Origin of the sequence: Paenibacillus glucanolyticus NBRC 15330, assembly GCF_004000885.1 — a bacterium.
GTDB classification, from domain to species: domain Bacteria; phylum Bacillota; class Bacilli; order Paenibacillales; family Paenibacillaceae; genus Paenibacillus_AQ; species Paenibacillus_AQ glucanolyticus.
The window spans coordinates 200,357-224,561 of the sequence record NZ_BIMC01000003.1; the positions used below are offsets into that span (position 1 = coordinate 200,357).

Genomic DNA, 24,205 nt, shown 5'->3' on the forward strand with positions numbered 1-24,205 from the left:
TATAGGCTGTTAATAATTCCTTTATTTTCATCCGGTGCTACTTCGGACCAACAAAAAAAAGGGATGTCCCCCGGAACCATGATATGGCCCGGTTGGATGTCCCTCGGATCAATCTATATAAATATCAATGTGGTCTTTACTTCTTCGATATCGAGAACGGCAGTTCTTCTGCCTCATAAGAACGGTAGCTTGGTGCGAGTCCGAGACGGAAGCTTAGGGATTTGCCTTCCAGAATATCGTCATGCGTAATGTACAGCTTGGTATAATCCTGCCCCTCCAGTTGGACATTTGCAACGAAATTGGACTGCGGATTATTGTTGTCGGTATGAATGTGCATCTGCTTGCCACTCGGCAGCTCAATCGTTACGCTGTCAAACAGCGGAATACCGAGCACATACTCATTGCTGCCCGGGCATACCGGATAGAAGCCCATGGAGCTGAACACGTACCAGCCTGACATGCTTCCGTTGTCCTCGTCGCCCGGGAATCCGTTAAAGCCGCTGTTGAACAGGTTGGTCATCAGCTGTTTAATGACAACCTGGGATGAGGCAGGCTGCCCCACATAGCTGAACAGATAAGGAATATGGAAGCTTGGCTGATTGGATATTGCCAACTGGCCATAGTCGATGGCAGCCATCTCACTCATCTCATGAATTTCAAAGCCATAGCCCCGCACGTCGAAGTCGGGCGCTTTATTGCACAATTCGGTTATTTTGTCGAAAAAACGTTCCTTCGAACCGTACGCCTCAATCAAACCCTGGAAATCCTGGAATACGGCAAAGCTGGTCTGCCAGGCGCTTCCCTCAGCATAATCGAGTCCCCAGCTCGTGTCATTAAAATCCGGACGAAACTGGCCGTTCTGATCCTTGGCCCGCATAAATCCGGTCTCTGCATCAAAGATATTGCGGTAATTGAGCGCACTCTGTCGGTAATGATTCGCCATATCCGGTTTCCCCAGCACATCGGCTACGCGGCTGATGCAGTAGTCGCTGTAGGCGTAATCCAGCGTGTGGTTGACACTCTCATGATAGCTGCTCGGAACATAGCCGTGCTTGATGTAATCAAGCGTTCCTTGACGACCATAACAGTTCTTCTCGCTTTGCGTGGTGGCTGCAGTCAGCATCGCCTCAAGCAGCTCTGGCATCAGGTCCTGGGCAATGCCCTTGGCGGCAGCATCGGCAATGACGGCGTCAATGAGCGTACCCGGCATCAGTCCGCGCTCATCAGGCGACAGCCATTTCGGCAGGAAGCCGGTTTCGCGGTAGGAGTTCAGGTAGCCCTCCAGCATTTCCTCATATTCCTTCGGCGCGATGATGGAGTACAGCGGATATACGGTTTTGTAGGTATCCCAGAATCCGTTATTGGTATAGAGCACTCCTTTTTTGACGGCTCTGGCAGTTGTATCATAGTGGACCGGCTCCATGTTGGCATCTAGCTCATAGAACTTCTGCGGAAACAGGAACATACGGTACAAGCAGGTATAGAAGGTTCGCAAGTACTCTTCATTGGTATGGGTAACCTGAATTTTGTTCAAGTAATGGTTCCAGGCCTGCGCGGCTGCCTCCTTCTGCTCTTCGAAGGATGTATCCAGCTCGCGTGTAAGGTTAAGCTCGGCTTGCTCCGTGCTGATAAAGGATGTGGCCAGCTTCACATCGAGGGTATCTCTCTCACATTCTATGAAACGCAGGACAGCATGCTGATTGACGCCGCTAAAATCGACCTCACGGGAGAATTGGCCATCGGCATCGTATTGGCCCGTCGCCCCGAGGTCGATGTCCTTGCTGAAACTCATGGCTACGTACATCCTGAACCTATCATCGTGGCAGCCCGAGAAGTTGCTGATATAGCCGGTGATTCTGCGACGGGCAGCATCAAGCTTGAACTCGCTTTGGCCCTTCGCGTTCAGCACGAAGCCGGCCTGCTGTCCGGAATGGTACTTCATGCGCATCGCCGCTCCGTAGCAGCTGGGAACCAGCTCGGTTGTGATGTTATAGCGCTGCTGCTTCACCTTCACGTAATGCGGCTTGAATGTCGCTTCTTCCGGGCGGTAGGAACTTTGACAGGTGAAGACGGACCCTCTGATTTTGTCATCCGCAATCGGGGTCATCAGGAAGTGGGCGAAGTCGCCCATCCACGGGCTTGGCTGGTGGGTCAGTCGGATGCCCTGGAACACGCGGTCATTGGGGTTGAAGAACCAGCTTCCCTCATTGTGGGTTTGTACGACATAATGATTCATGCCAAAAGGCACACCGGTGTAAGGAAGCGTATTCCCGTTGGAATAGGCATGTTGGTTGTTGGAGCCTTGTCGAGTATCGATATAGTGCAGCATGCAAAAGTCTCCTTTGGTTTTCAGAAATGAAGTGTCTTACAGTTTCTTTACGGTCTGGCGTTCGATGAGCTGAACCGGAACCACAACATGCTCAAGCGGTTGATCATTGGGGCTCTCGATCAGTGTGATCAGGCTTTGCGCAGCCTGATATCCCATCCGTCCAAAATCCTGGGATATGGTCGTCAGCTTGGGTTCAACGAAGCCAGCAAGATGAATGTTATCAAAACCGACAACGGAGAAGTCATCCGGTACGGAGAGGCCCAGCTCTTTGGAGATTTGAATAATCTCGATCGCAATCAGGTCATTCTCGGCAACGATGCCTGTAATCCCTTGTGCCATAACGGATTGAATAAACTGGATATAATATTCCCTGCCGTTATCGTTGTCATGGGTCAAATAACGGTCAGTTAAATCACTCACGCTGTAATCGATCAGGCTGTGATCATACAGAGCCTTCAGATAACCGAAATATCGCTCTCGAATGGAAGAGGAATTCTCTACCTTCAAGGAGGAGATAAAAGCGATTTTCTTATGGTTATTCTCAATCAGATGCTTGGACGCCTGATACCCGCCACCAAAGTTATCCGAGACAACCGACAGGAACGGAATACCCTCAATGCATTTATCCATCGTCACGAGCGGGTACTTCGCCAGGTGATATTGGTACAGAATGCCAAGATCCGAAATGCTGCTTACCGGATAGAAGATTAATCCTGAATTCGTACTTTGAAGTGCGGACTCCAGGAGCTTCCGTTGACTGACAATCGTATTGGACTGAATGTTCAGGGTATAGTCGGTTGTTGCAAGATATTCGTTAATGCCCTTTTCATAATCACCAAGTCCCGGGTTATGGGAGAACGGAAGGATCAGCAATATCTCCTTGCTGGTCCTGCTCACAGGACGGTGCGGAGCCTTGGCGGCATTCACGAAGCTTCCCTTCCCCTGAACCCGATGGATCAGCTTGGCATTCTCCAGCTCGGTCAGTGCCCTCTTCGACGTGATTCGGCTTACGTTGTATTCCTTCGAAATTTCAGCTTCGGTTGGAAGCTGGTCTCCAGCCTGGAGCTCTCCGGATTCTATCTTGGCGGTAAGAGCATTTACGATATGTTGATATAGTGGAATTTGTTCCATAGCGGATCTCCTCGCTAAATTTGATATATCATTTCGCGGCGTATATGTCAAAGTCTAATGATGTTTTTAATGTGAAAATACAGTGGTTATGTTGAATATACGAAAGACAAGAGACATAGGCAAACCCATTTTTTTATGTACGTAGTCCAACCCTTGATTATTGTGCATATAGGCAGGGCAAAGGGCTCTTGGCGGCTTTGTTTCCATTGCCAACGTTCAAACAAAAATCATGAACTTCTAGTTTCATAGTATAGTTCCCTCCGTTATATTTCAAGATTAAACGCTTCCAACTCCAATAAATAGAAATGTAAGCGCTAGACAAATAAATTGGTATATCTTATAATCGGATTTATGAATTAATTGATATATCAAATAATGGGGGTTGATGGAGTGTTTCGCGCTAAAAAAGGGAAGGTTGTCATGTCGTTGTTGCTGGCATCTGCTCTGCTTGTTACGGCTTGCGGAGGAAAGTCCGGGGAAGCACAGGATCCGAAAGGTAATGCATCTGCCGATACAAAAGAAATTTCGCTTTTACGGCCAAGCTGGAACAATTTACGGCCTGCATCCAGCGAGCTGTGGATGTGGCAGGAATATGAGAAGATGTCCGGAATCAAGGTGAAATGGGAAGAGCTCACCGATATCGGGGAGAAGAAGAACGTGATTTTGACGAGAGGCGATCTGCCGGATGCGTTCTATCAAGTCGACTGGAGCAACGGAGAACTGCTGAAGTATGGTCAGCAAGGCCTGTTCTTGCCACTGGAAGAGCTCATTAAAGAGCATGCGCCGAATCTGCAAAAATATCTCGAAGAGAACGAAGATGTAAGAAAAGGCTTGACCAGCGCAGACGGTCACATTTATGCAACCCCTTACATCGATCCATACCCGGAGGGTAACCGGACGATCCGCTTGTGGATCAACAAGAAATGGCTGGACAACCTTGGCATGGAGGTTCCCAAAACAACGGCCGAGCTGGAGGAAGCCTTGATGGCATTTGTGACCAAGGACCCGAATGGCAATGGCGTGAACGATGAGCAGGGCTGGTATATGCCAAGCGGCTCGCTCGGCTGGACGTTCGAACAGATGATGATGGGTTCCTTCGGCATCGGCAACGGTGGACGGAAGGCGCTCGGAAACTTTATTTATGTCGATGACAACGACGAGATTCAGCTGACGATTACAGCCGATGGATACAAGGAGCTCTTGAAGTATGAGAACCGGATGTACAAGAATGGCGCGATCAACAAACAGGCCTTCAGCGGCGTGGACTACGATAAGTGGACGGCGGACGCTGCCAAGGACACTGTCGGCGCATGGAACTGGGCGGCCATCGATTATATCGGGGAGAGCGTAAAGGATGATTTTGTAGCCATCAACGTGCTTGCAGGTCCTGACGGAGATACCGCATCGTTGACCGATTCCCAGGTTGCGGGGGCTTCCAGTTTGGTTGTAACGAAGGATGCGAAGGACCCGGGCGCGATCCTGAAATGGGTTGACTACTTCTACAGTGAGGAAGGCAGCGTATTCGGTTACCTGGGCAAGGAAGGCGTTACTTACAATGTGGAAGACGGCAAGAAAGTCTATATCGATGAAATCCTGAACTACAAAGACGGCATCGGACTGGGCGCATTCCAATACGTGGATAACGTATATGGCGGTTACTTCCCGTACATCGAGCTCTCCCCTGAGGTTAGAGCTGCTGCGGGCCGCAAAGAGGCGCCGGTATACACGGATCTGACGGAAGAGACCCTGCCAAGCGTTATGCTGCCGGATCTGCCGGCAACGATCCAGGAAGCGAATGAATCTTCCTCCATCATTGCAGACGTCGGCAACTATGTTGGACAGATGCGCGTGGAGTTTGTAACGGGCACCAAGGATATCGACAAAGAGTGGGATAACTACATTGCCCAGCTGAAGAAGATGGGCTCGGATAAATATCTGGAAATCAAGCAAACGCAATACAAACGTTATAAAGAGAGCTAAAAGAACCGCTTGTTGGGGAGATTCTTCTTGAATCTCCCCAAATTTTAAATTCTAAGGAGAGGGGAAAACCATGGAATCTTCACTTCACAAGAAGCCGTTCCTTAAACCGAAACGCAAATCCATTTTGAAGCAAAAGTGGCTGTACTTCATGATGCTGCTGCCGCTGACCTCCTTAATCATATGGAATTATATCCCGATGTACGGGATTATCATCTCGTTTAAAGATTACTCTCCCGCATTTGGCATTATGGACAGCCCCTGGGTGGGATTTGCCCACTTCGAACGGTTCTTTAACGCCTTTTACTTCTGGGATGTCATCATTAACACGCTAAGAATCAGTCTGTACAGCCTCCTGGTCGGAATTCCGCTTCCCATCATTCTGGCGCTCATGTTCAATGAGCTGCGCCGCAAGAAGTACAAGTCGCTTGCACAGACCATCTCCTACATTCCGAATTTCATTTCGATTGTTATCGTTGTTGGCATGGTCACGTTCTTCACGTCCCCGGTCGATGGTGTGATCAATACGGTCATTCAATATTTCGGCGGTACGCCGATTGATTTTGTCGGCAGTGCGAAGCTGTTCCCGCATGTCTTTGTCTGGTCGGGCATTTGGCAGACCGTGGGCTGGGGAACGCTGATCTATACTGCCGCCATGTCCGGCATTCCGCAGGATCAATATGAAGCGGCTTACCTGGAAGGCGCCACGCGTTTGCAGTGCATCCGGTACATCACCATTCCGGCGATCATGCCAACCATTGTGATCTGCGCCATTTTGGCCACGGGGTCGGTTATGTCTGTCGGGTTCGAAAAGGTGCTGCTCATGCAGAATGATGCAAACCTTGCAACGTCCGAGGTGCTGTCAACATACATGTACAAGTCAGGTATATTGAACGCGGAATACAGCTTCTCGGCTGCCGTAGGCCTGTTTAACAACCTGATCAACTTCATCGTCCTGTATCTGGTGAATAAATTCGCGCAGAAATTCAGTGAGACCAGCCTGTGGTAAGGAGGGGCAACCATGCAGTTTCATCTATCTAGAGAAGATAAAATTTTTAACTGGATCAACATTGTAGTCGTAGGAATCATCACGTTGCTTATTCTATATCCGTTGTTATTCGTTGTGTTTGCTTCACTCAGCGATCCTCGCCAGATCTTCGACAGTGCTTTGCTGCTGTGGCCCAAGGGATTTACGCTGGAAGGATATAAACGGGTGTTTGATAATCCGGATATATGGATGGGCTTCAAAAATGCCGTGATTTACACGGTGCTTGGAACAGCCGTGAACGTCATCATGACCACCTTGGCGGCCTATCCGTTATCCCGGAGGGATTTCCGGGGCCGGAACGTCATTACCATTCTGTTCACATTCACCATGTTCTTCTCCGGCGGGTTGATTCCGACGTATTTGGTGAACCAGCATCTGGGGATCATCAATACGATGTGGGTCATGATTCTGCCGGGGGCCGTTAGCGTATACAACATGATTATTATGCGTACTTACTTCCAGCAGAACATTCCGCTTGAACTGGAGGAGAGCGCGTTTATTGACGGAGCTACGGACATGCAGCTGCTGCTCAAGGTGGTTCTTCCATTATCGACTCCAATCATCGCCGTGATGATGATGTTCTACGGAGTAGGCAGATGGAACGGTTATTTTGACGCGATGATTTATTTGTCAGACCGCGAACTGTTCCCGCTGCAGCTGATCCTGAGGGAAATCCTGGTGCAGAACCAGATGGGGGATGCAGCGAACCAGGCGATGATGAACAGCAACCAGAGCGAGGTCAACCTGATCAAGCAGTCGATTAAATATGCGGTTGTGGTGGTGTCGAGCATTCCGGTGCTGGTCTTCTATCCGATTGTGTCCAAGTATTTTGAGAAGGGCATCATGGTTGGGGCGATCAAAGGATAATCTTCAACATATGCTTCTTCGCAGCAGTCTCTATCGTTAGTCGCCGAATTCATCGGGGAGGCCAAAACCGTCCCGGGATCCGGCGACAACGCGGTTAGGGATGCAGCTGGATTGATATGATCCTGTTACGGGGAAAGTGGGTTTACGGTTCGTTCCGAAGCGCTCGGAGGTTGATTTGACAGCTTGTCACTTAAGTGATAAATTGACAGAGATTAGGATCGAGGAGGTGAATGGAGCAAATGAAGCAATTAGGGTTTAGTCAAGAGAACCGGCTGGCGATGCTGTCATGGATTCGGATCACCCGTTTTCAACAGGTCGGCAATCAAATCTCGAATGAATTCCTGCAGCCCTTCTGCATTACCGTTGCCCAATTCGACGTGCTGATTCAGGTCATGGCACATCAGCCTTTATCGCAGCAGGAGCTGGCTGAATACCTTTCCATCAGCGGCGGCGGCGTTTCCCACATGGTGAAGCGGCTGGAGAAGCTGGGTCTGATAGTCCGCAAGCAGGATTGGAAAGTGAAGTATATCTCCCTTACGGAGAAGGGACAAGCCCTGCTGGAAGAGATTATCCCGTTGCTGTCGGATTTCCAAACCTCCATGTTTGATATTCTGGATGAACAAGAATTACAGCAGCTGTACAAAACCATGAGAAAGCTTCATCAACATAACCTGAAGAATAAGGCAGCGCAACCGGAGTTCATAGCCGAGGAGGAATAGCCCCGAGGTTATCCCGGGTGCCTCCATTCCATGAACTGAACAATAATTGTTGTATCCATGCAGTGTCAAGAATGCTGTGGCGGCGGTGAATCGGCTGCAGGCTTGAATGCCGGGAAGTAGACGGGGAGTCCTTTCATAGGGGATTCCTTTTTTAATGTTGTTGAGGTAGAGCTTTTTTAGGGTTGTGCCCTATATTTCTATGTACTTCGCAAGAACATTTGTTCTATAATTGAGGGGTGAATAAATCGAATCGTACAGGAGGTTGTTTCTTTTGAAGAAGAGTGCGCTATTGGTCATTGATGTACAGAATGAGATGTTTCATGTGAATGATCCGGTGTATGAAGGGGAGCGATTGCTCTACAATCTCAAGCAGCTCATTGCAAAAGCCAGAAACGGCGGCGTTCCTGTTTTTTACATACAGCATAATGACGAGGGTCTGGTCGAGGGGGCCGACGCGTGGAGAATTAATCCCGAAATAGCGCCCGCGATGTCGGATGTCATCATTCAGAAGACCAGACCGGATTCATTCTATAACACAACGCTTGAAGAAGAACTGAAACGACAGGATATTGAACATGTGATTCTGGCAGGGATGCAGAGTGAGTTATGCGTAGATACCACGTGCAGGAGAGCGTCCAGTATGGGCTACGCGGTTACGTTGGTGTCGGATGCTCACAGCACCTGGAGTAGTGCGGCGTTAACGGCTCAGCAGATCATAGATCACGAGAATGCTACGCTTAGATGGTTTGCGAGCATCAAGACAACGGAAGAAGTTATCTTTGCGGAAGAAGCCGGCGTATAATCGCCGGCTTTTTTTTGGGTTTCTGAGCGTTGTAAGAATACGCTCCTGCTTGCAGCAGGGCGTGAAGCTGCGGTGTATTTTGATTGGGTAAATCAGATTCTGACAAGCGAGAACGGCAGAGCGAGAATCATGAAGAGTTAACACTTTACCAAGATGCAAGCAATCACGATGGTTAACCCCACAGCGCGATGGCGATGATGCCAAACGTGATGAGCATGGACGTGAGGATTCGTCGCCAGCCTTGCTGCTCACGCAGAACGAGGATGCCCAGTATGGTGCCGAATACCGTGCTGATTTCACGAACCGGAGCGATATGTGCAAGCGGGGTAAGCCGCATGGCGAACAGAAACAATAAGTAAGACCCGGGTGCAAGGACGGAGCCAAGCAGGATCGTCCGCCAGTTCACCGACCATTCCTGCTTCAACTGTCCAGCCAGCATAACCGGAATGATCAGTGCGATGAAATAACTGATATTGGATAGCTGGATCAGCGTGACGGGGGAAACCCCCGCATCCAGAATGGCTTTGTCGGTAAGGGTGTATCCCGAAATGCAGAGCCCGACCAGGCAGGCGTAGATCAATGCTTTGGGATTCACGCCCGATGGGCCTCTGAACCTCAGACCGGATAAAGCAAATAACGAAAAAGTAATGATACCAAGCCCCATATACCCCAATGGTTTTAACTGTTCATGAAATAACACAAGGCTGCACAGCGAGGTCAACATGGCTCCGAGCCCCCGCATGAACGGATATACCTGAGACATATCGCCATGGGTATACGCTTTGGAGAGCAGCGTAATATAGCAGCCCTGGATTGTCATCGACAGAAGCATCAGGCCGTATATGTGCGGGCTCAGCTGGAGCTTAGACATCTCGATGAGAAAATAAGGCATCAGGAAGATTAAAGTGACCGAGTGGATGCACCACAGAAATACCGATTTATGAATGCTCCGCTTCGTGAACAGATTCCAAAGCGCATGCGTCAGCCCGGATGACAGTACCAGCAGCAGGGATAGCAATTCCATCAGAGATGTCCGATGAGCACTTCAATGCCGCGTGCGGACAGATTGTCCACCCACTCCTGTGAGCAGCCCCGATCCGTAATGACCATGGAGATATCCTCCAGCTTGGCAAGCTTGGCGAATGTGGTAACCCCCAGCTTCGAATGATCCGCGAGAACGATGCCTTCCTCGGCACGTTCCAGCATTTTTCGCGAAATATAGGCTTCGTCCAGATCATAATCGGTAATTCCGTCGGTTAACGAGATGCCGCCGACAGAGATAAACGCTTTATTCACTTTGAACTGCTCCAGCAGCATTTCGGTGAGAGGACCTGTTGCCGCTTGTTTGGTGCGGTCCATATCGCCGCCGATATAAATAATTTTCCCCTGGAAAATCTCCATCGCCAGATTGAGCACAGGCAGCGAGTGGGTGATGACCGTGATATGAGACCGGTCCTTGAGATAACGCATCACCTCAATCGTGGTTGTTCCGTTGTCCAGCAAAATCGTTTCGCCATCCTTGACCAGGGATGCGGCAAGTTGGCCGATAGCGGCCTTCTCTTCAGTCCGAGACTGGGAACGGCTGGTAAAGGATGGTTCAATATGCTCGGCACGCGATTTGACGGCACCGCCGTAAACTTTGCGAAGTTTGCCTTCCTTCTCTAAACGGTCCAGATCCCGCCGGATGGTTTCGGCAGATACCTCCAGCTGTTTGGCGAGAATGTGGACCTTTACCTTGCCTTCAAGTTCTAATTGATGCAGAATTTTCTCCCTGCGATCTTCATAAGTAACGGACATCTATTTACTTCACCTCGATATAATGTATGACTGATATTGACCGATAATGTGGATTAATCCTTATATTAGGGTGATAAAATCGTAAAGTCAACGAAAAATCATTGACTTTACGAAGTTCACTCCTCTAATATACACATAAAACCACAACAATGTTTATCAAAACCACATGCCCATATAAAAGGAGGAAATACGCAATGAAGCCGATTCTTCAATTCGGAGACGATCATACCTTCAAAATCGTGCAGTTTACCGATATTCATTGGATGAATGGAGAACCAGAGGATCAGCTGAGCCGACAGTGCATGGATACGGTGCTGGACCTGGAGCAGCCGGACCTGGTCGTGTTTACGGGCGATCTGATCTATTCAGGGGAAGTTGATGCCGGCTCAAGAAGGTGCGAGGATCCGGTGCAGGCTTTCAAGGATGTCGTGGCTTCGGTAGAATCCCGCGGCATCCGCTGGGCTTTTGTATTCGGGAATCACGATACGGAGGGGGATGTGACGCGTGAAGAGCTAATGTATGTCGCTATGCAGCACACCTATAACTGTGCGGAGCACGGTTCACCGGATATTCATGGCGTAGGGAATTATACGCTTCCTATATCCGGCAGTAATGGGGACAAGACAGAGGCCGTGCTGTACTTCTTCGACTCAGGGAGAGAGTCCGAACACCCTGCCGTTCCGGGATACGACTGGATCCGACGCGATCAGATCCGGTGGTATGAACTGGCCTCGATGGCTTACAGCGTTAAGCATAAAGGAGAACCGCTGCCGGCATTGGCTTTTTTCCATATCCCTCTGCCGGAGTACCAGGAGGTCTGGGAGCGGAAGACGTGTTACGGCAGTAAGTATGAGAAAGTATGCTGCCCGGAGGTGAATACCGGACTGTTCGCGGCGATGCTCGAAAGAGGCGATGTGCTGGGTACCTTCGCCGGGCATGATCACATCAACGATTATTGGGGCGAACTGCACGGCATCCGTCTCTGTTACGGCAGGGCCACCGGATATGGCACATATGGCCGGGAAGGCATGCTCCGAGGGGCGAGGGTCATTCGCCTGCATGAAGGACAGCGGCAATTTGACACCTGGATCACCCTGGCTAACGGCTCGCAAATAGGAGAGCAGGAGAAGCATGAGCCCGGCATGTCTGTCTGATTATTGCGTATAGCCCCCCAATACACCTCTTTAACGATACCCGGGACAATGAACCCGGCGGTTCCATAAGAGGTGTATGAATTGGGTTATTGTACTTGTGCGTTCATGAATATTACTTTGCTTGCTTGAGTATCACTTATTCGAGTTTACCGGCATTTCAACGGCTTTTTCAAAAAGCCATGCAGATAGCTGTTCAAACACCTCGGACTCCCTTTCAACCATTTTGTACATTTTGCTCTGGCCTCTTATAGCATAACCTTTTTGATTCATATCGAGGAAGTAATCATGTAATTCTCCATCACCATCACGATAAAAAATAGTGAACGCAAACGTCTCTCCTCCATCATTTCTTATGTTTTTGGTGACAAATGATCTTGCAGATCTCGTATACGAAACGGAATCCAGAATGCTCATCCATTGGTTGAGCTCATTATGGTTGTCCTCGAATTCGATTAGGTAAGGTGTTATGTTAGATCCATTCAGGTGATAAAAAAAGATTTTTTCTATTGTAGTAGAATGGCTAATGAGGCTTGTAGCAGGCAAGCGAACCGAGTAATAGTTAATGATCCAAGAAATTGTTAAGATTATCACTGCACATGTCATCACTAATTTCTGTTGTTTCCTCAGCTTCTTCATAAATTTCCTTTCCTCAATCCCTGTCTTATGTATTTATTAATCTAAACACTTGATTGGATCACTTGGTTGCAGAAACACTCCATTTATTGACTTCACATTGGTAAAAAAGAGCGAAGCGTGCTCATTTTTTGTTGGAACCGTACATTGGATCAAGCAGGGCGATCTCCTTTTTGTATTAGGATTCTTAGGTATGATTTTTTGGAAGGCGGGGTGTTGTTGCGGATGAAGGTACAGATGTTGGAGCAAGCTTACGTATTATCGGGGCTGTTCATCAAGGATGTTCTGGAGCAAAAGTTCTGTGTATTCGAACTGGAGGCCACTGATGACCAGGTACAGAACGCTGAGGTCATGGACATTAGAGCCGTCCGTATGGACAGTATGGGCATACAAGAAGGGCAGACGTTCCATACGTATATCAAACCATCCGGGCCGATTCCGCAGCCGATTGCAACCTCGACAGGAATCTATAATGCAGATGTGGAGGGTTCGCCCAGATTCTCGAAGAGGTACGGAATGTTTACCGATTTTGCTAACGGATGCGTCTTTGTCACGTACGGGGGATATGAGTTTGATCTGCCGCTGCTGCAGCGTGAATGTGCCCGGCATGGTCTGCCCGAACCTGCGAATCCCTGTATTGATATCAAGGCAATGTTCGCTGGCCTTCATCCTGAAGTCGAAGATGAGATCACGATGGAGATGATGATGGACTATTACGGATTCGAGACCACGAGTCATAAGAGTGGCAATAGAATCGGAAATTACATGTTGATCGGTCACATATGGATGGATATGATGCAGGAGCTTAGGGCCAGAAGCATCCAACACCTTGAATACCCCGAACCGCTGATCGTCAAAAGATTTCAGCTTCCGTCCAAGCGAAGCGTAGATACCAGCTCACGCAAGCTTCGTTTTCCTGCTCTGACGAATTCCCAGCGAAAGGTCATGCTCAGTATTCTTGTATTATTCTTTCTTACGATGACTCTAACGGGTATGGTTGATCTATTCACGTTCCGATTGAGATGGAATGGCGGTTTATCCGGCAATGGCAATCCTGCACTCTTGATTGTATTCCTGCTGGTGCCGTTATACGCCGTACTTCTGTGTCTGACGGGGGCGGCATCCTGTTACTTTTTCCGGGAAAAGATGAGGGATGGATGGTATTCCGGGGGCATGTTATCTTTCCTTGTCGTGATGACCGGCACCATAAGCTGGTTGGCTGTCGGATATTATTATAGGATCTTTCATGACCTTGTCGGGGCAACATCAGAGTCTGGCTCCACTATATTCCGGTTTGGGGAATGGGATCAGTATTCAAATACGGCCTTTATTAATATTTTTACATATAGTCTGGGCATCTCTCTTTCGTTGATAATAGGCTATGGGATTGCATTTCTTACACGTAAACAGCGGGGCTGATCTGGTGAGGCCCTGCCCTCAGGGAAACTTAGAACGTGCAGGAACGCGAATTGCCTATAACTCCCCTTGTGTTCGCCTCGGAATTTTGGGACAATAAGGAGTGGTGGACTATGAATGGAAAGAGGACCTATCAATGAACAAACCATCCATATATGGATTAACCTTAGATCAGATGACCGCTTGGCTTGGCGAGCGTGGACATAAGAAGTTTCGGGCAACACAGGTGTGGGAATGGCTGTATCGGAAGCGGGTCACTGCTTTTTCGGATATGACGGACGTGCATCCCGAATGTGTGGAGCTGCTCGCGGATCATTATACTATTCTGACCTTGGAAGAGCATACCAAGCAGGAATCGCTGGACGGAACGGTTAAGTTCCTGTTTAAGCTGGTGGACGGCAACCTGATAGAGACCGTATTGATGCGGCATAAATTCGGCTTGTCGGTCTGTGTGACAACTCAAGTGGGCTGCAACATTGGATGCAGCTTCTGTGCCAGCGGGCTGCTGAAGAAGAGTCGGGATTTGTCGGCGGCTGAAATTGTAGAGCAAGTCATGCAGGTTCAGCTCCACCTGGATCAGAGAGGCAAGGACGAGCGCGTCAGCCATCTCGTAGTGATGGGGATTGGGGAGCCGTTTGATAATTACGAGAACATGTCGGATTTCATCCGCGTGATCAAGGATCATAAGGGCCTGGCGATCGGACCGCGGCATATCACGGTTTCGACCAGCGGGCTGGCTAACAAAATCATGGAGTTTGCGGACAGCGATCTCGGCGTGAATCTCGCCATCTCCCTGCATGCGCCGAATGACGAGATTCGCACGCGCATCATGAAGATTAACAAAGCGATTCCGATTCAGAAGCTGATGGCAGCCATTGATTATTATTTGGAAAAAACGAATCGCCGGATCACGCTGGAGTACATTCTGCTGAAAGATGTGAATGACCAGCGCGAGCACGCGCTCGAGCTTGCCGAGCTCGTGGGCAATCGACGTAACCTGGCGAATGTGAACCTCATTCCGTACAATCCGGTGGATGAGCACAGCCAATATCAGCGGAGTTCGAAGGAATCGATTACCGCATTTTACGATACCCTGAAGAAGCAGGGGATTAGCTGCAGCGTGCGCCTGGAGCATGGCACCGATATCGATGCGGCCTGCGGACAGCTGCGGAGCAAGCAGATCAAGAAAGCACAATAGCACCGAGGGCAATGCTGGATACAGCAATCAAACAGGGCTTAGCGGACGAAGAAGAGTATACTCATTCCATGGGTATGCTCTTTGCTGTTTCCATGGACTTCTATAACTCGGGATAGAAATAAGGGCCCCGAAATGGGCCGTTATGCCTGCTCTCATAAATGTTACTGGAAACAGCTGCTCCTGCTCCGTTTCCTTCTTGGACTGCTGGTTGCTTAGTAAGCTTTTCTACCGCTATGGAACCGGTGCTTGTGGATCCGGCCTTGTTTTTTGACTTCTTTGTTGATTGCTTTGCCACCGGCTCCGCCTCCGACCGCTTGCTGCTGCCGGGTGCCCTTGCTATCGATGGCCGCGTTGGTTCCGCCTGTGCTGTATTTTCCGGCGCCGCTGGCAATTTGCGTAGCAGAAGCGCTGCTGCCCCGGCTCGGCAGCTTGGCTACCTGTTTGTTGATCACAAACACCACTTCCTTTGGAGGCTGTTTGGGCCGGCCGCGCTTGCTGCGGTGTTTCGAGGAATGATCCCTCGGATCCTTAAGTCCCAGGTTCTTGGCAATGCCGCCCGCGCCTATGCTTTCCTGCTGGAACGTATGCGGGGAGTTGATGGCGGCGTTGCTGCCGGATGCGCTGCTCTTTCCGGCGCCACTGGCGATTTGCGTTGTATTGGGAGCATTCGTGAATTGGTCGTTGACGACAACAATAAATCGTCCGATGCCTCCAAGCGGCGAGGTCAGGGAGAAGCGCTGGTTGCCCTTCTCGATGGTGATGGTGAGCTGATCCTTTTGAGCCACTTGCCTTCATCTCCTTTTTGGCAGGGTCTATGTTTATACTTTATCGTAGAACATTCATGCTGAGCAGGGTAAGGGGTATATGCCAAGAGACGGACCAATTGAGGAAACGGCCTGTATTCCAGCGGACGGTAGAGGAATGTATAAGATTTGTGGCTTCGTTGTGTATAATGAGTAGGGTGATAGAAAGGGTGGGAATATGCTGACAATCAAAGAGTACAGCGTGGAGTTGGTCAAAGATCCGTTCGGAATCTTGCCCGGCAAACGCTTTGAATTTGTATGTGATCTGGACGTTCCGGAGGAGGATGAGCTTTATTCGGAGCAGGGCATTTATCTAAGGGTGATTTTTCTGGATGACGAGGAGCACTCGCGTATCGTCAAGTACGATTTTTATGAGCGGACCACGGATCAGTATCTGGACTTCGATATGGAACCCGAAGAAGAAGAACAGCTTACGGCTTTTTGCAAAGAGCATTTGCAAGAGGAAGGTTAGAGCCGAGCCCGAAGCATTGTGAAAGGGCACCCTAGGGGTGTCTTTTTTTCGCAGCAGATTTATCGTTCAGCGGTAATTCAAGACATGCAGGCGTATTTCCTTAAAATCAAGAGCCAGACTATGCATACAATCGGTTGGCTATTTGCATGATATAAAATACAGAATTCAACATAATTTTGGATGAGCTGTAGGTCATATACTGAAATCATGGTGAAATAGAGGATAGGGTTACCATATTTTTACCCTATTCGTAACGCAATTTACATACCTGTAAACCTCTTCGAAGATTAAATATGTTATCCTAGACATACTAACCTTACATACATCATTCATTAGGGAGGGGATTGACCGTGAATATTGAGGTACGTTTATGCCCGAAGGAACAGTCATTTATTCTGCATAACATCTATCCACTGTACTTGCATGACATTGCTGAGATATGGGGGGTCCGCCCTAACCGGTTCGGTGTATTCGAGAAAGAGGATGTGCCAACCCTAAGCGAACAGAGCAGGCAGCTCGATGTTTGGTGGGAGCAGCCGTCGGTTCTTTTTCCTTATTTGATCAGTGTGGATAACATTGCGGCAGGGCTGGCGCTGGTAGCGACAACACCGTACATTCCATCACCGAATATCCAGTATTATTTGAATGACTTTTTTGTGCTTCGGACTTTTCGAAGACAAGGTGTAGCTCAACGTGCGGCTGAGCTTGTGTTCGATCATTTCCAAGGTGCATGGGAGCTTCAGACGAATCCGACCGAGCGTAATATGAGCACTCAGATTTTTTGGCGCAAAACGCTGAATACGTACACGGGCGGAAGGTATACGGAGCATGATGGCGTCCATCCTGAGAAGGGAGATATGCTGGTATTCCGTTTTAATAACAAATAGATCGGGAAACTCCAAGTATTTCTTCAATGTTGGGATAGGGGCTTGACAGCTAGGTGAGGCCGGGATTACACCGAGTAAAATTTTGTGAAAAAATGCTTGGATGAGGACGCCTGAATCGTAAATGAAGCTGAAATCAGAGAGCTGCTGGATGGTGCGAAGCAGTCAGCGGCGATGAATGGCCATCACCTCGGAGCAGATCTGCCGATGATTGAGGTCTTGAGGTGGATCCGGGAACTCCCTGCCGTTATCATGGGGCATCATTGATGGATGGTGATTAGAGCGCGTGCCGGTTTGATCGGCGCGAATCAGGGTGGTAACGCGGAGCGAGGCTCCGTCCCTACAAGGGACGGGGTTTTTTTGTGTTCCCAGGGTCATCGTACGCGCAACGCACAAGCGCACAATGCTTGATGACGGATGGATTCAGGACTCCAACAGCTGGCAAACAGGATTGATCCTGGGAGAGAGGGAGTGTACAAATGCTTGGGAAGTTGATGCCACGGGACGAGGTGCTGTATGGAGCGGATTTTATTCAGGATGAGGTCTCGTACAATCTGATCCATCTCATAACTGAATCGCCGCAGAATGTTGGTCTGAAATCGCTGGATGGACGCATGATCCTTGCGCAGTCTCCCCGTGGGAACGCCTGGTTATGGTTAGCCCAGGAGGTCACACACGAAGAACGGCAGAACCTGTTGCAAGAGCTGGTGAGGGAGCTGGGAGAGGCTGCACTGCCTGGAGTGACCGGAGAGCCGGACGTGGCGGAGCAGTTTGCAAGGATTTATGCGGACGCCCATAACGTGGCCTGCCGTCATCATATGACGATGGAATGTTACCATGCTCCCATCGTGAAGCGGCCTCTGCATGTAGAGGGTACAATTAGGCTTGCCGCACCCGAGAATACGCAGCAGGTGGCCCGGTTTCTGGTAGGCTTCTCGGAAGATGCTTACGGTGTGCGCGCGAATGCGGCAAGCCAGGTCGTGGCAGCGGAGCGTCTCATTAAACAAGGCGGACTCTATGTATGGATTGCCGGTGATCAAACGGTATCCATGGCCAACATCGCGCACCGGTCACCAAGACACGGACGGATAAATGCCGTATACACTCCGAGAAATGAACGGAAAAAAGGATATGCCAGCGCGTTGGTGGCCGAACTTGGACTTGTCCTGAGGCAGGATGGCCTGGTCCCCATGCTGTATGCCGATCAGGCCAACCCGGACTCCAATCGGGTGTACCGAAAGATCGGATTTAACCGGTGCGGGACGATTCGTGACTTTAAGTTTGTTAACCATGAATAACGAATCCTTGGATGTCGCCCGCCACGGCTTGGACAAAGCCGGGGCAGACGGCAGGCGCCAACAAATGTTATTCTATAAAGGTATCTAGAAAATGCCGGGCCCGATTGGACAGTACATGATCCTTGAGCCAGACAATGCCGACGTCGGACTGAAAATCAGCGCTTGTGATGGACAGTGTCCGGATGTTGGGGATCGCGAATGAGGACATGACCGATTCGGGTAAAATGGTGGTACCAATACCTTCAGCTACCAAGGCCACGATAATGGCGACGCTGGAACATTCACATATGACACGCGGTTCAAGTCCGCCGCGCTTGAATTCTTGTATGACCCGCTCATGCATCCCGATCGTCTGATCGGTCTTTAAGGACAGGAACGGATAATCCGCCAGCTCGCGCATCGAGATTTCGGACAGGGCGGCAGTGCTTTCCCAACTGCTGGGAAGGACCGCCACGAAGGGGTCCGAAGGCAAGGGCTGCACAGCATATCGCTCAGGCCCGAAGCTGGATTCGAAGGGGAGGCGGGTTACCGCCAGCTCAATGTTGCGTTTGTCGAGCTGATCTGCCAGCAGGGAATGATCCCCTTCCCGAATCTTGAAGGTGACCTCCGGATAGTGCCGCCGGAAGATATGGATCCGCTGCGGCAGGAGAGAAATGCAGGATACGACGGCGCCGATGGAGAGCATGCCGCGGACTCCTGCGTGAATCTCTTTCACCTCGGTTAGCGTTTCATTAAACTGGTTTAGCAGGGATGCCGCCCTGTTCTGCAGAAGCTCGCCTGCGTGCGTCAGCTGCAGCTGCTTGCCGCTGCGGTCAAACAGCGTAACGCCAAGCTCCTCCTCCATCATCTTCAGCTGACGGCTTAACGGAGGCTGCTCCATGTTCAGCTGTTTCGCTGCACGCGTGATCTGTCCTTCCTGCGCAATCGTCAGGAAATATCGTAGCTGCCGGATATCCATGCTCTCTACCTCCTCTCCATACCCAAAAGGTATGGTATCCCTATAAATCAGATATTTTTAATATAGGGTATCGATTGATATGATTCAACTAATAAAAACGTTTGCAGATTAAGGAGATGTGTGTACATGACTTACACGATACCCGTGGAATTAACGACTACCCCGAAGGCGAAGCCGAGCCATCATAAACAGGCCTTCGGCACTGTGTTTACGGATCATATGTTTATTCTCGACTATGACGCCGGCAAAGGCTGGCACGATCCCCGTGTCGTTCCTTATCAGCCTATTGAATTGGATCCTGCTGCGAAGGTATTTCATTATGGCCAGACGGTATTTGAAGGCTTGAAGGCTTATCTGACAGAAGATCAGCGGATTCTTATGTTCCGTCCAGGCAATAATATTCAGCGGCTTAACTTGTCCAATCATCGCCTCAGCATCCCGGCACTCGACGAAGAACTGGTGATGGAGGCACTCAAACAGCTGGTGCTCGTGGATCGCGACTGGATTCCATCCGAGCCGGGAACATCGCTCTATATCCGCCCGTTTGTCATTGCAACCGAGCCGGTGCTTGGCGTAGCGCCGTCCCTGCAATACAAGTTCATGATCATCCTGTCGGTTGTCGGCTCGTATTATGCGGAAGGCATTAATCCGGTGAGCATTTATGTCGAGCCGAAATATGTACGCGCGGTAGCCGGCGGAGTGGGTAACGCCAAGACGGCAGGCAACTATGCGGCAGGCTTGAAGGCACAGGATGAAGCCACCCTGAAGGGATATTCCCAGGTGTTATGGCTCGACGGCGTGCACCGCAAATATATTGAGGAAGTCGGCAGCATGAATGTGTTCTTCAAGCTTGGCGACACAGTGGTGACCCCGGCACTGAACGGAAGCATCCTGGACGGGGTTACCCGGAACTCGGTCATTCAGCTGCTCCAGCATTGGAACATTCCTGTGGAAGAACGTGCGCTTTCCATTGATGAGATCGTGGAAGCCCATCGCAGCGGATTGCTGACCGAAGCTTTTGGAACCGGCACGGCAGCGGTTATTTCACCCATCGGCTCCCTGGAGTGGGAAGACGAGCAATTGGTAATTGGCAAGGGAGCAACGGGCGAACTCTCCAGACGTGTATATGATGCGATCACGGGCATCCAGCTTGGAACGGCGGAGGACCCGTTCGGCTGGGCCGTTGAGCTTACATTATCTTAATGAACTTTAAAAGGACTTGCTTCAGGCGGCACACTGCTTGAAGTTGAGTCCTTTTTTTCTTGCCGCGGCTCATGTTACGATGTGGGTAAATCACGACCTCGTATTGATATTGAGGGCCATGGAGGTGAATGTGTGTGAATCGTCCGCAGAGCGTCGTTCCGGACGCCATCGATTTTACGAATGCTGCCTTTCCTTTCACTGCATCGACCACGCACGGTATATTTGCCGGAGCCCAGCGCCTGCATTGGCACCATGCTCTGGAGCTTAACTATATTCGCAGCGGCATCGGATTTATTCTGATCAACGGGATGAAGCTGCCTTTTCAGCAGGGGGACATTATTTTCATTAACAGCAATGATCTGCACCGGGCCTATGAAACGGAGAACCTCGTCATGGATGTCATTATGTTCGAGCCTTCGCTGCTGTCCATTGATCTCAAGTTCGATCCGGATTTGATGGCTCCGTTCCGTTCGCTGGGGAACGTGGACAGGCAGTCTCCGGTTCACGACGAATTGGCCCGGCTGCTCCGGCGCATGATGGACGAGAATGAAGCGCGGGGCACCTCTTATATGAGTCTGATCCGTTCGGATCTGATTCGATTCCTTAGTTTGGCGAACCGCCACCTGTCAACTCCGATCCAGGAGAACCGACCGATCAAGGGCAGGGGAATGCACGCGTTAAAAGAAGTCCTGCGCACGATGGAGCTTCACCTGGATTATGGCTGGACGCTGCAGGAGCTGTCGGATTTGACGCACCTGAGTCCTTCCCGGTTCAGCGCACTCTTCCAGCAGGCGGTTGGAACGTCCCCGCACCATTACCTGATCCAGCTGCGCCTGACCCATGCCGTGCATCTGCTGGAGACAACCGATCAGAAGATCATTGAGATTGCGGAAACCTGCGGATTTCGGAATTTGTCCAACTTCAATCGCTTGTTCAAGCAGCATGTCGGGGCATCGCCAAGCGAAATTCGGGAGCACGCGTATGCGGGCCGTCCCGTTAATCCTTCAACCATGAAGCCTGAGAAACAGTAAGATAGTATCACTCCTCGATGGTATAGCAGTAGATGGAACACGGTGGAAGCGGTATCTTGGATATATACCACCACATGATGCCGCTATAGGCGGGTAGGAGTGAAGTCCATGAGTTTGTATCTGGGTGTAGATGCCGGCGGCAGCAAGACGCACGCTGTGATCTGTGATGAACAAGGGAACATTCTTGGCAAGGGGGCTTCTGGTAACGGTAATCACCAGATTCACCGTGAACATGCGGCCCGTAACATTGAGGAAGCCTGTGATGCAGCTCTTCAACAGGCTGGTGCTGCCAAAGAAGATATAAGTTATGCCTATTTCGGCTTGGCAGGAGCGGACCGGGAAGCAGATTATGAGATTCTGCGCCCCATGATCGGAGCGCTGGGCTATGCCAGACATGGTATCGCATGCGATACCATTATCGGTATGCGGGCAGGAACGAGCCGTCCATATGGAGCTGCATTGATCTGCGGTACGGGCTTTAACAGCGCGGCGCGCAATCGCGCGGGAGCAGAGCTGCAATATGGGGGCTTCGGATTCTTATATGGGGACGGATACGCAGGCGGTTCGGGGTTCGCGAAGCTGGCCTTCCGGGCGGTTATTCGGGCCTGGGACGAGCGGGGACCGGCAACTTTATTGACTTCGCTCGTTCTGGAGCAGATGGGATATGCGTCCGTGGAACCGATGTACGAGGATGTTCTCTACGGTAAAGCTTCGGTTCCGCCAAGCCTGGTGAAAACCTTGTTCCAGGCAGCCGAAGCCGGCGACGAGGTAGCGACCCGGATTCTTCAGAACGAAGGCGAAGAGCTGGCCAATGCGGTATGCACGCTCATCCGGCGGCTGGATATGACGGATGAAGCCTTTGACATTGTCTATATCGGCAGTGTGCTGAACAGGCCGAACAGCTCCATTTTGACGGATGCGATTGAACGGGTCGTTGCAGTCCGTGCACCGCATGCAGCATGTGTAAGACTGACCTCCGATCCGGTTTCCGGCGCACTTCTCTGTGCGATGGATGCCGATGGGGTTACCGTGGCTGCAGAGACGGAAGCCAAACTGAAGGCTTTTACGTTCGAACAGGTAACCACGGCCTGACCAGCTTAGCGATGGAACAGATCATATGGATATCATATCTTGGAGGCGATGAACATGGCAGCAGGATTGAAGATAGCGGTCATTGGGGGAGGGTCCTCGTACACCCCGGAAATTGTTGAAGGTTTCATTCGCAATTATGAGCAGATGCCGATTCGTGAACTATGGTTCGTAGATATTGAAGAGGGCAAGCATAAGCTGGAGATCGTAGGAAATCTGGCGAAGCGCATGGTAAAAGAGTCCGGCCTGCCGATTGAGGTTCATCTCACACTGGATCGCAGACAAGCGATAGCAGGCGCTGACTTTGTAACGACTCAGATGCGTGTCGGCTTGCTGGCCGCACGTAAACAGGATGAGCATATTCCGATTATGCATGGTGTCATCGGTCAGGAGACGACGGGTCCGGGCGGAATGCTGAAGGCACTGCGCACCGTTCCGGTCATTCTGGACATCTGCCGCGATATCGAGGAGCTGGCGCCGAATGCGTGGATGCTTAACTTTACGAATCCGGCCGGAATTGTAACCGAGGCTGTTGCGAAGCACAGCAAGGTCAAGTCCGTAGGACTGTGCAACTCCCCGATTAACTTCCAGAAGTTTCTCGCGGCTGAATATGGCGTGTCCGAGAAGGATGTTCTGGCCGAGTTTGTTGGCATCAACCATCTTCACTGGGTGACCTCGGCCATCGTCAACGGCGAAGAGAAGATGCCGGAGCTGCTGGACGGCGGCAAGTCGTATACGGCGAAGAACGTGCCGACCTTTGGATGGGATGCCGACTTCATCCGTTCGCTGGGAGCCATTCCGACGTATTATCTTAAATACTTCTACATGACGGATACGATGCTCGCGGATATGAAGGCATCACTGGAGAAGGACGGGACCCGAGCGGACGTGGTTAGCCGGGTAGAGCAGGAGCTGTTCGAGCTCTACAAGGACGAGAATTTGGCGGAGAAGCCGAAGCAGCTGGAGCAGCGGGGCGGTGCTTACTATTCCGAAGCGGCTGTTAACCTGATGACCTCGATCTACAATGACCGCCATGATATCCAGACACTGAATGTGTCCAATGGAAACATCTACGACTTCCTGCCTGCGGATGCCAGCATTGAGATCAACTGCGTGGTGACAGGCCAGGGCCCAATTCCACTCGTACCGCAAAAGGTTCCTTCCCATGTAAAAGGGCTGATGCATGCGGTGAAAGTGTACGAACAATTAACGATTGAAGCCGCCATTACCGGTGATCGCGGCATTGCTCTGCAAGCGCTGGTTCATCATCCGCTGGTACCGTCCGTGACGGTAGCGAAGCAGCTGCTCGATGAGATGCTGGAGGCGAACAAGAAATATTTGCCGGCCTTTTTTAAGCCGGAGGCTGTGCTGTAAATCGAGTGGGGATACCACTCCA

General features: G+C 50.5%; 22 protein-coding genes. 15 read left to right on the forward strand and 7 right to left on the reverse strand.

All coding sequences use genetic code 11. The annotated features are described in order from the left end of the window. Nucleotides 1-136: 136 nt before the first annotated feature. On the reverse strand, nt 137-2,329 hold the full coding sequence (locus tag PGL02S_RS07025; RefSeq protein ID WP_036640282.1) for a GH92 family glycosyl hydrolase: 2,193 nt from the start codon (nt 2,327-2,329) through the stop codon (nt 137-139). Between the two features lie 36 nt (nt 2,330-2,365). Next, nucleotides 2,366-3,460 (reverse strand): LacI family DNA-binding transcriptional regulator, encoded by a 1,095-nt coding sequence (locus PGL02S_RS07030; RefSeq protein ID WP_036640279.1) that lies wholly within the window; start codon nt 3,458-3,460, stop codon nt 2,366-2,368. 390 nt (nt 3,461-3,850) lie between these two features. On the opposite strand from PGL02S_RS07030, the gene PGL02S_RS07035 reads away from it, so the two are divergent. The 5 genes from PGL02S_RS07035 (at nt 3,851) to PGL02S_RS07055 (ending at nt 8,873) form a co-directional block, all read left to right on the forward strand. After that, nucleotides 3,851-5,440, forward strand: coding sequence for an extracellular solute-binding protein (locus PGL02S_RS07035; protein WP_006207140.1), 1,590 nt, complete (start codon nt 3,851-3,853; stop codon nt 5,438-5,440). A 70-nt stretch (nt 5,441-5,510) separates the two neighbouring features. Beyond that, nucleotides 5,511-6,446, forward strand: coding sequence for an ABC transporter permease (locus PGL02S_RS07040; RefSeq protein ID WP_006207139.1), 936 nt, complete (start codon nt 5,511-5,513; stop codon nt 6,444-6,446). Nucleotides 6,447-6,458: 12 nt separating this feature from the next. Next, on the forward strand, nt 6,459-7,352 hold the full coding sequence (locus PGL02S_RS07045) for a carbohydrate ABC transporter permease (RefSeq protein ID WP_036640274.1): 894 nt from the start codon (nt 6,459-6,461) through the stop codon (nt 7,350-7,352). Nucleotides 7,353-7,591: 239 nt separating this feature from the next. After that, nucleotides 7,592-8,071, forward strand: a complete 480-nt coding sequence (locus PGL02S_RS07050) for a MarR family winged helix-turn-helix transcriptional regulator (RefSeq protein ID WP_036640272.1) — start codon at nt 7,592-7,594, stop codon at nt 8,069-8,071. A gap of 271 nt (nt 8,072-8,342) precedes the next feature. Then, nucleotides 8,343-8,873, forward strand: coding sequence for a cysteine hydrolase family protein (locus tag PGL02S_RS07055; protein WP_036640270.1), 531 nt, complete (start codon nt 8,343-8,345; stop codon nt 8,871-8,873). A gap of 172 nt (nt 8,874-9,045) precedes the next feature. Here the strand turns inward: PGL02S_RS07055 and PGL02S_RS07060 are convergent, their stop codons facing one another. Together PGL02S_RS07060 and PGL02S_RS07065 are read right to left on the reverse strand one after the other, a co-directional pair. Beyond that, nucleotides 9,046-9,897 (reverse strand): DMT family transporter, encoded by an 852-nt coding sequence (locus tag PGL02S_RS07060; RefSeq protein ID WP_006207135.1) that lies wholly within the window; start codon nt 9,895-9,897, stop codon nt 9,046-9,048. After that, complete coding sequence (locus PGL02S_RS07065) at nt 9,897-10,670, reverse strand: DeoR/GlpR family DNA-binding transcription regulator (RefSeq protein WP_036640267.1); 774 nt, start codon at nt 10,668-10,670, stop codon at nt 9,897-9,899. Before PGL02S_RS07065 ends, PGL02S_RS07060 begins: the two co-directional genes overlap by 1 nt. 194 nt (nt 10,671-10,864) lie before the next feature. On the opposite strand from PGL02S_RS07065, the gene PGL02S_RS07070 reads away from it, so the two are divergent. Beyond that, nucleotides 10,865-11,824, forward strand: a complete 960-nt coding sequence (locus PGL02S_RS07070; RefSeq protein WP_036640265.1) for a metallophosphoesterase family protein — start codon at nt 10,865-10,867, stop codon at nt 11,822-11,824. Nucleotides 11,825-11,956: 132 nt separating this feature from the next. Here PGL02S_RS07070 and PGL02S_RS07075 read toward each other — a convergent pair whose 3' ends face one another. After that, nucleotides 11,957-12,460 carry a hypothetical protein gene (locus tag PGL02S_RS07075; protein WP_036640263.1) on the reverse strand — a complete coding sequence of 168 codons (504 nt, stop codon included), beginning with the start codon at nt 12,458-12,460 and terminating at the stop codon, nt 11,957-11,959. Nucleotides 12,461-12,682: 222 nt separating this feature from the next. On the opposite strand from PGL02S_RS07075, the gene PGL02S_RS07080 reads away from it, so the two are divergent. Continuing rightward, nucleotides 12,683-13,876 (forward strand): 3'-5' exonuclease, encoded by a 1,194-nt coding sequence (locus PGL02S_RS07080; RefSeq protein WP_127502850.1) that lies wholly within the window; start codon nt 12,683-12,685, stop codon nt 13,874-13,876. 133 nt (nt 13,877-14,009) lie between these two features. Then, nucleotides 14,010-15,071 (forward strand): 23S rRNA (adenine(2503)-C(2))-methyltransferase RlmN, encoded by a 1,062-nt coding sequence (gene rlmN, locus PGL02S_RS07085; RefSeq protein WP_036640261.1) that lies wholly within the window; start codon nt 14,010-14,012, stop codon nt 15,069-15,071. Nucleotides 15,072-15,283: 212 nt separating this feature from the next. Here the strand turns inward: rlmN and PGL02S_RS07090 are convergent, their stop codons facing one another. Then, the gene (locus PGL02S_RS07090; RefSeq protein WP_036640260.1) at nt 15,284-15,856 is read right to left on the reverse strand and encodes a hypothetical protein; all 573 of its coding nucleotides are present in this window, start codon (nt 15,854-15,856) and stop codon (nt 15,284-15,286) included. A 196-nt stretch (nt 15,857-16,052) separates the two neighbouring features. Between PGL02S_RS07090 and PGL02S_RS07095 the strand changes: the two genes are divergently transcribed. The 3 genes from PGL02S_RS07095 to PGL02S_RS07105 all read left to right on the forward strand — a co-directional run bounded on the left by PGL02S_RS07095 (nt 16,053) and on the right by PGL02S_RS07105 (nt 18,528). Next, nucleotides 16,053-16,346: a DUF6509 family protein gene (locus PGL02S_RS07095; RefSeq protein ID WP_036640258.1), complete on the forward strand. Its 294-nt coding sequence runs from the start codon at nt 16,053-16,055 to the stop codon at nt 16,344-16,346. Between the two features lie 350 nt (nt 16,347-16,696). After that, nucleotides 16,697-17,233, forward strand: coding sequence for a GNAT family N-acetyltransferase (locus tag PGL02S_RS07100; RefSeq protein ID WP_036640256.1), 537 nt, complete (start codon nt 16,697-16,699; stop codon nt 17,231-17,233). Between the two features lie 476 nt (nt 17,234-17,709). Further along, on the forward strand, nt 17,710-18,528 hold the full coding sequence (locus PGL02S_RS07105; protein WP_036640255.1) for a GNAT family N-acetyltransferase: 819 nt from the start codon (nt 17,710-17,712) through the stop codon (nt 18,526-18,528). 67 nt (nt 18,529-18,595) lie between these two features. Here PGL02S_RS07105 and PGL02S_RS07110 read toward each other — a convergent pair whose 3' ends face one another. Continuing rightward, on the reverse strand, nt 18,596-19,486 hold the full coding sequence (locus PGL02S_RS07110) for a LysR family transcriptional regulator (protein WP_036640253.1): 891 nt from the start codon (nt 19,484-19,486) through the stop codon (nt 18,596-18,598). 126 nt (nt 19,487-19,612) lie between these two features. On the opposite strand from PGL02S_RS07110, the gene PGL02S_RS07115 reads away from it, so the two are divergent. The 4 genes from PGL02S_RS07115 (at nt 19,613) to PGL02S_RS07130 (ending at nt 24,183) form a co-directional block, all read left to right on the forward strand. Continuing rightward, entirely contained in the window at nt 19,613-20,689 is a 1,077-nt protein-coding gene (locus tag PGL02S_RS07115; protein WP_036640250.1) for a branched-chain amino acid aminotransferase, read from the forward strand. 128 nt (nt 20,690-20,817) lie between these two features. Further along, the gene (locus PGL02S_RS07120; protein WP_036640248.1) at nt 20,818-21,720 is read left to right on the forward strand and encodes an AraC family transcriptional regulator; all 903 of its coding nucleotides are present in this window, start codon (nt 20,818-20,820) and stop codon (nt 21,718-21,720) included. A 108-nt stretch (nt 21,721-21,828) separates the two neighbouring features. Next, nucleotides 21,829-22,812, forward strand: coding sequence for an N-acetylglucosamine kinase (locus PGL02S_RS07125; protein ID WP_036640246.1), 984 nt, complete (start codon nt 21,829-21,831; stop codon nt 22,810-22,812). A 54-nt stretch (nt 22,813-22,866) separates the two neighbouring features. After that, the gene (locus PGL02S_RS07130; protein ID WP_006207123.1) at nt 22,867-24,183 is read left to right on the forward strand and encodes a 6-phospho-beta-glucosidase; all 1,317 of its coding nucleotides are present in this window, start codon (nt 22,867-22,869) and stop codon (nt 24,181-24,183) included. Nucleotides 24,184-24,205: the final 22 nt, after the last annotated feature.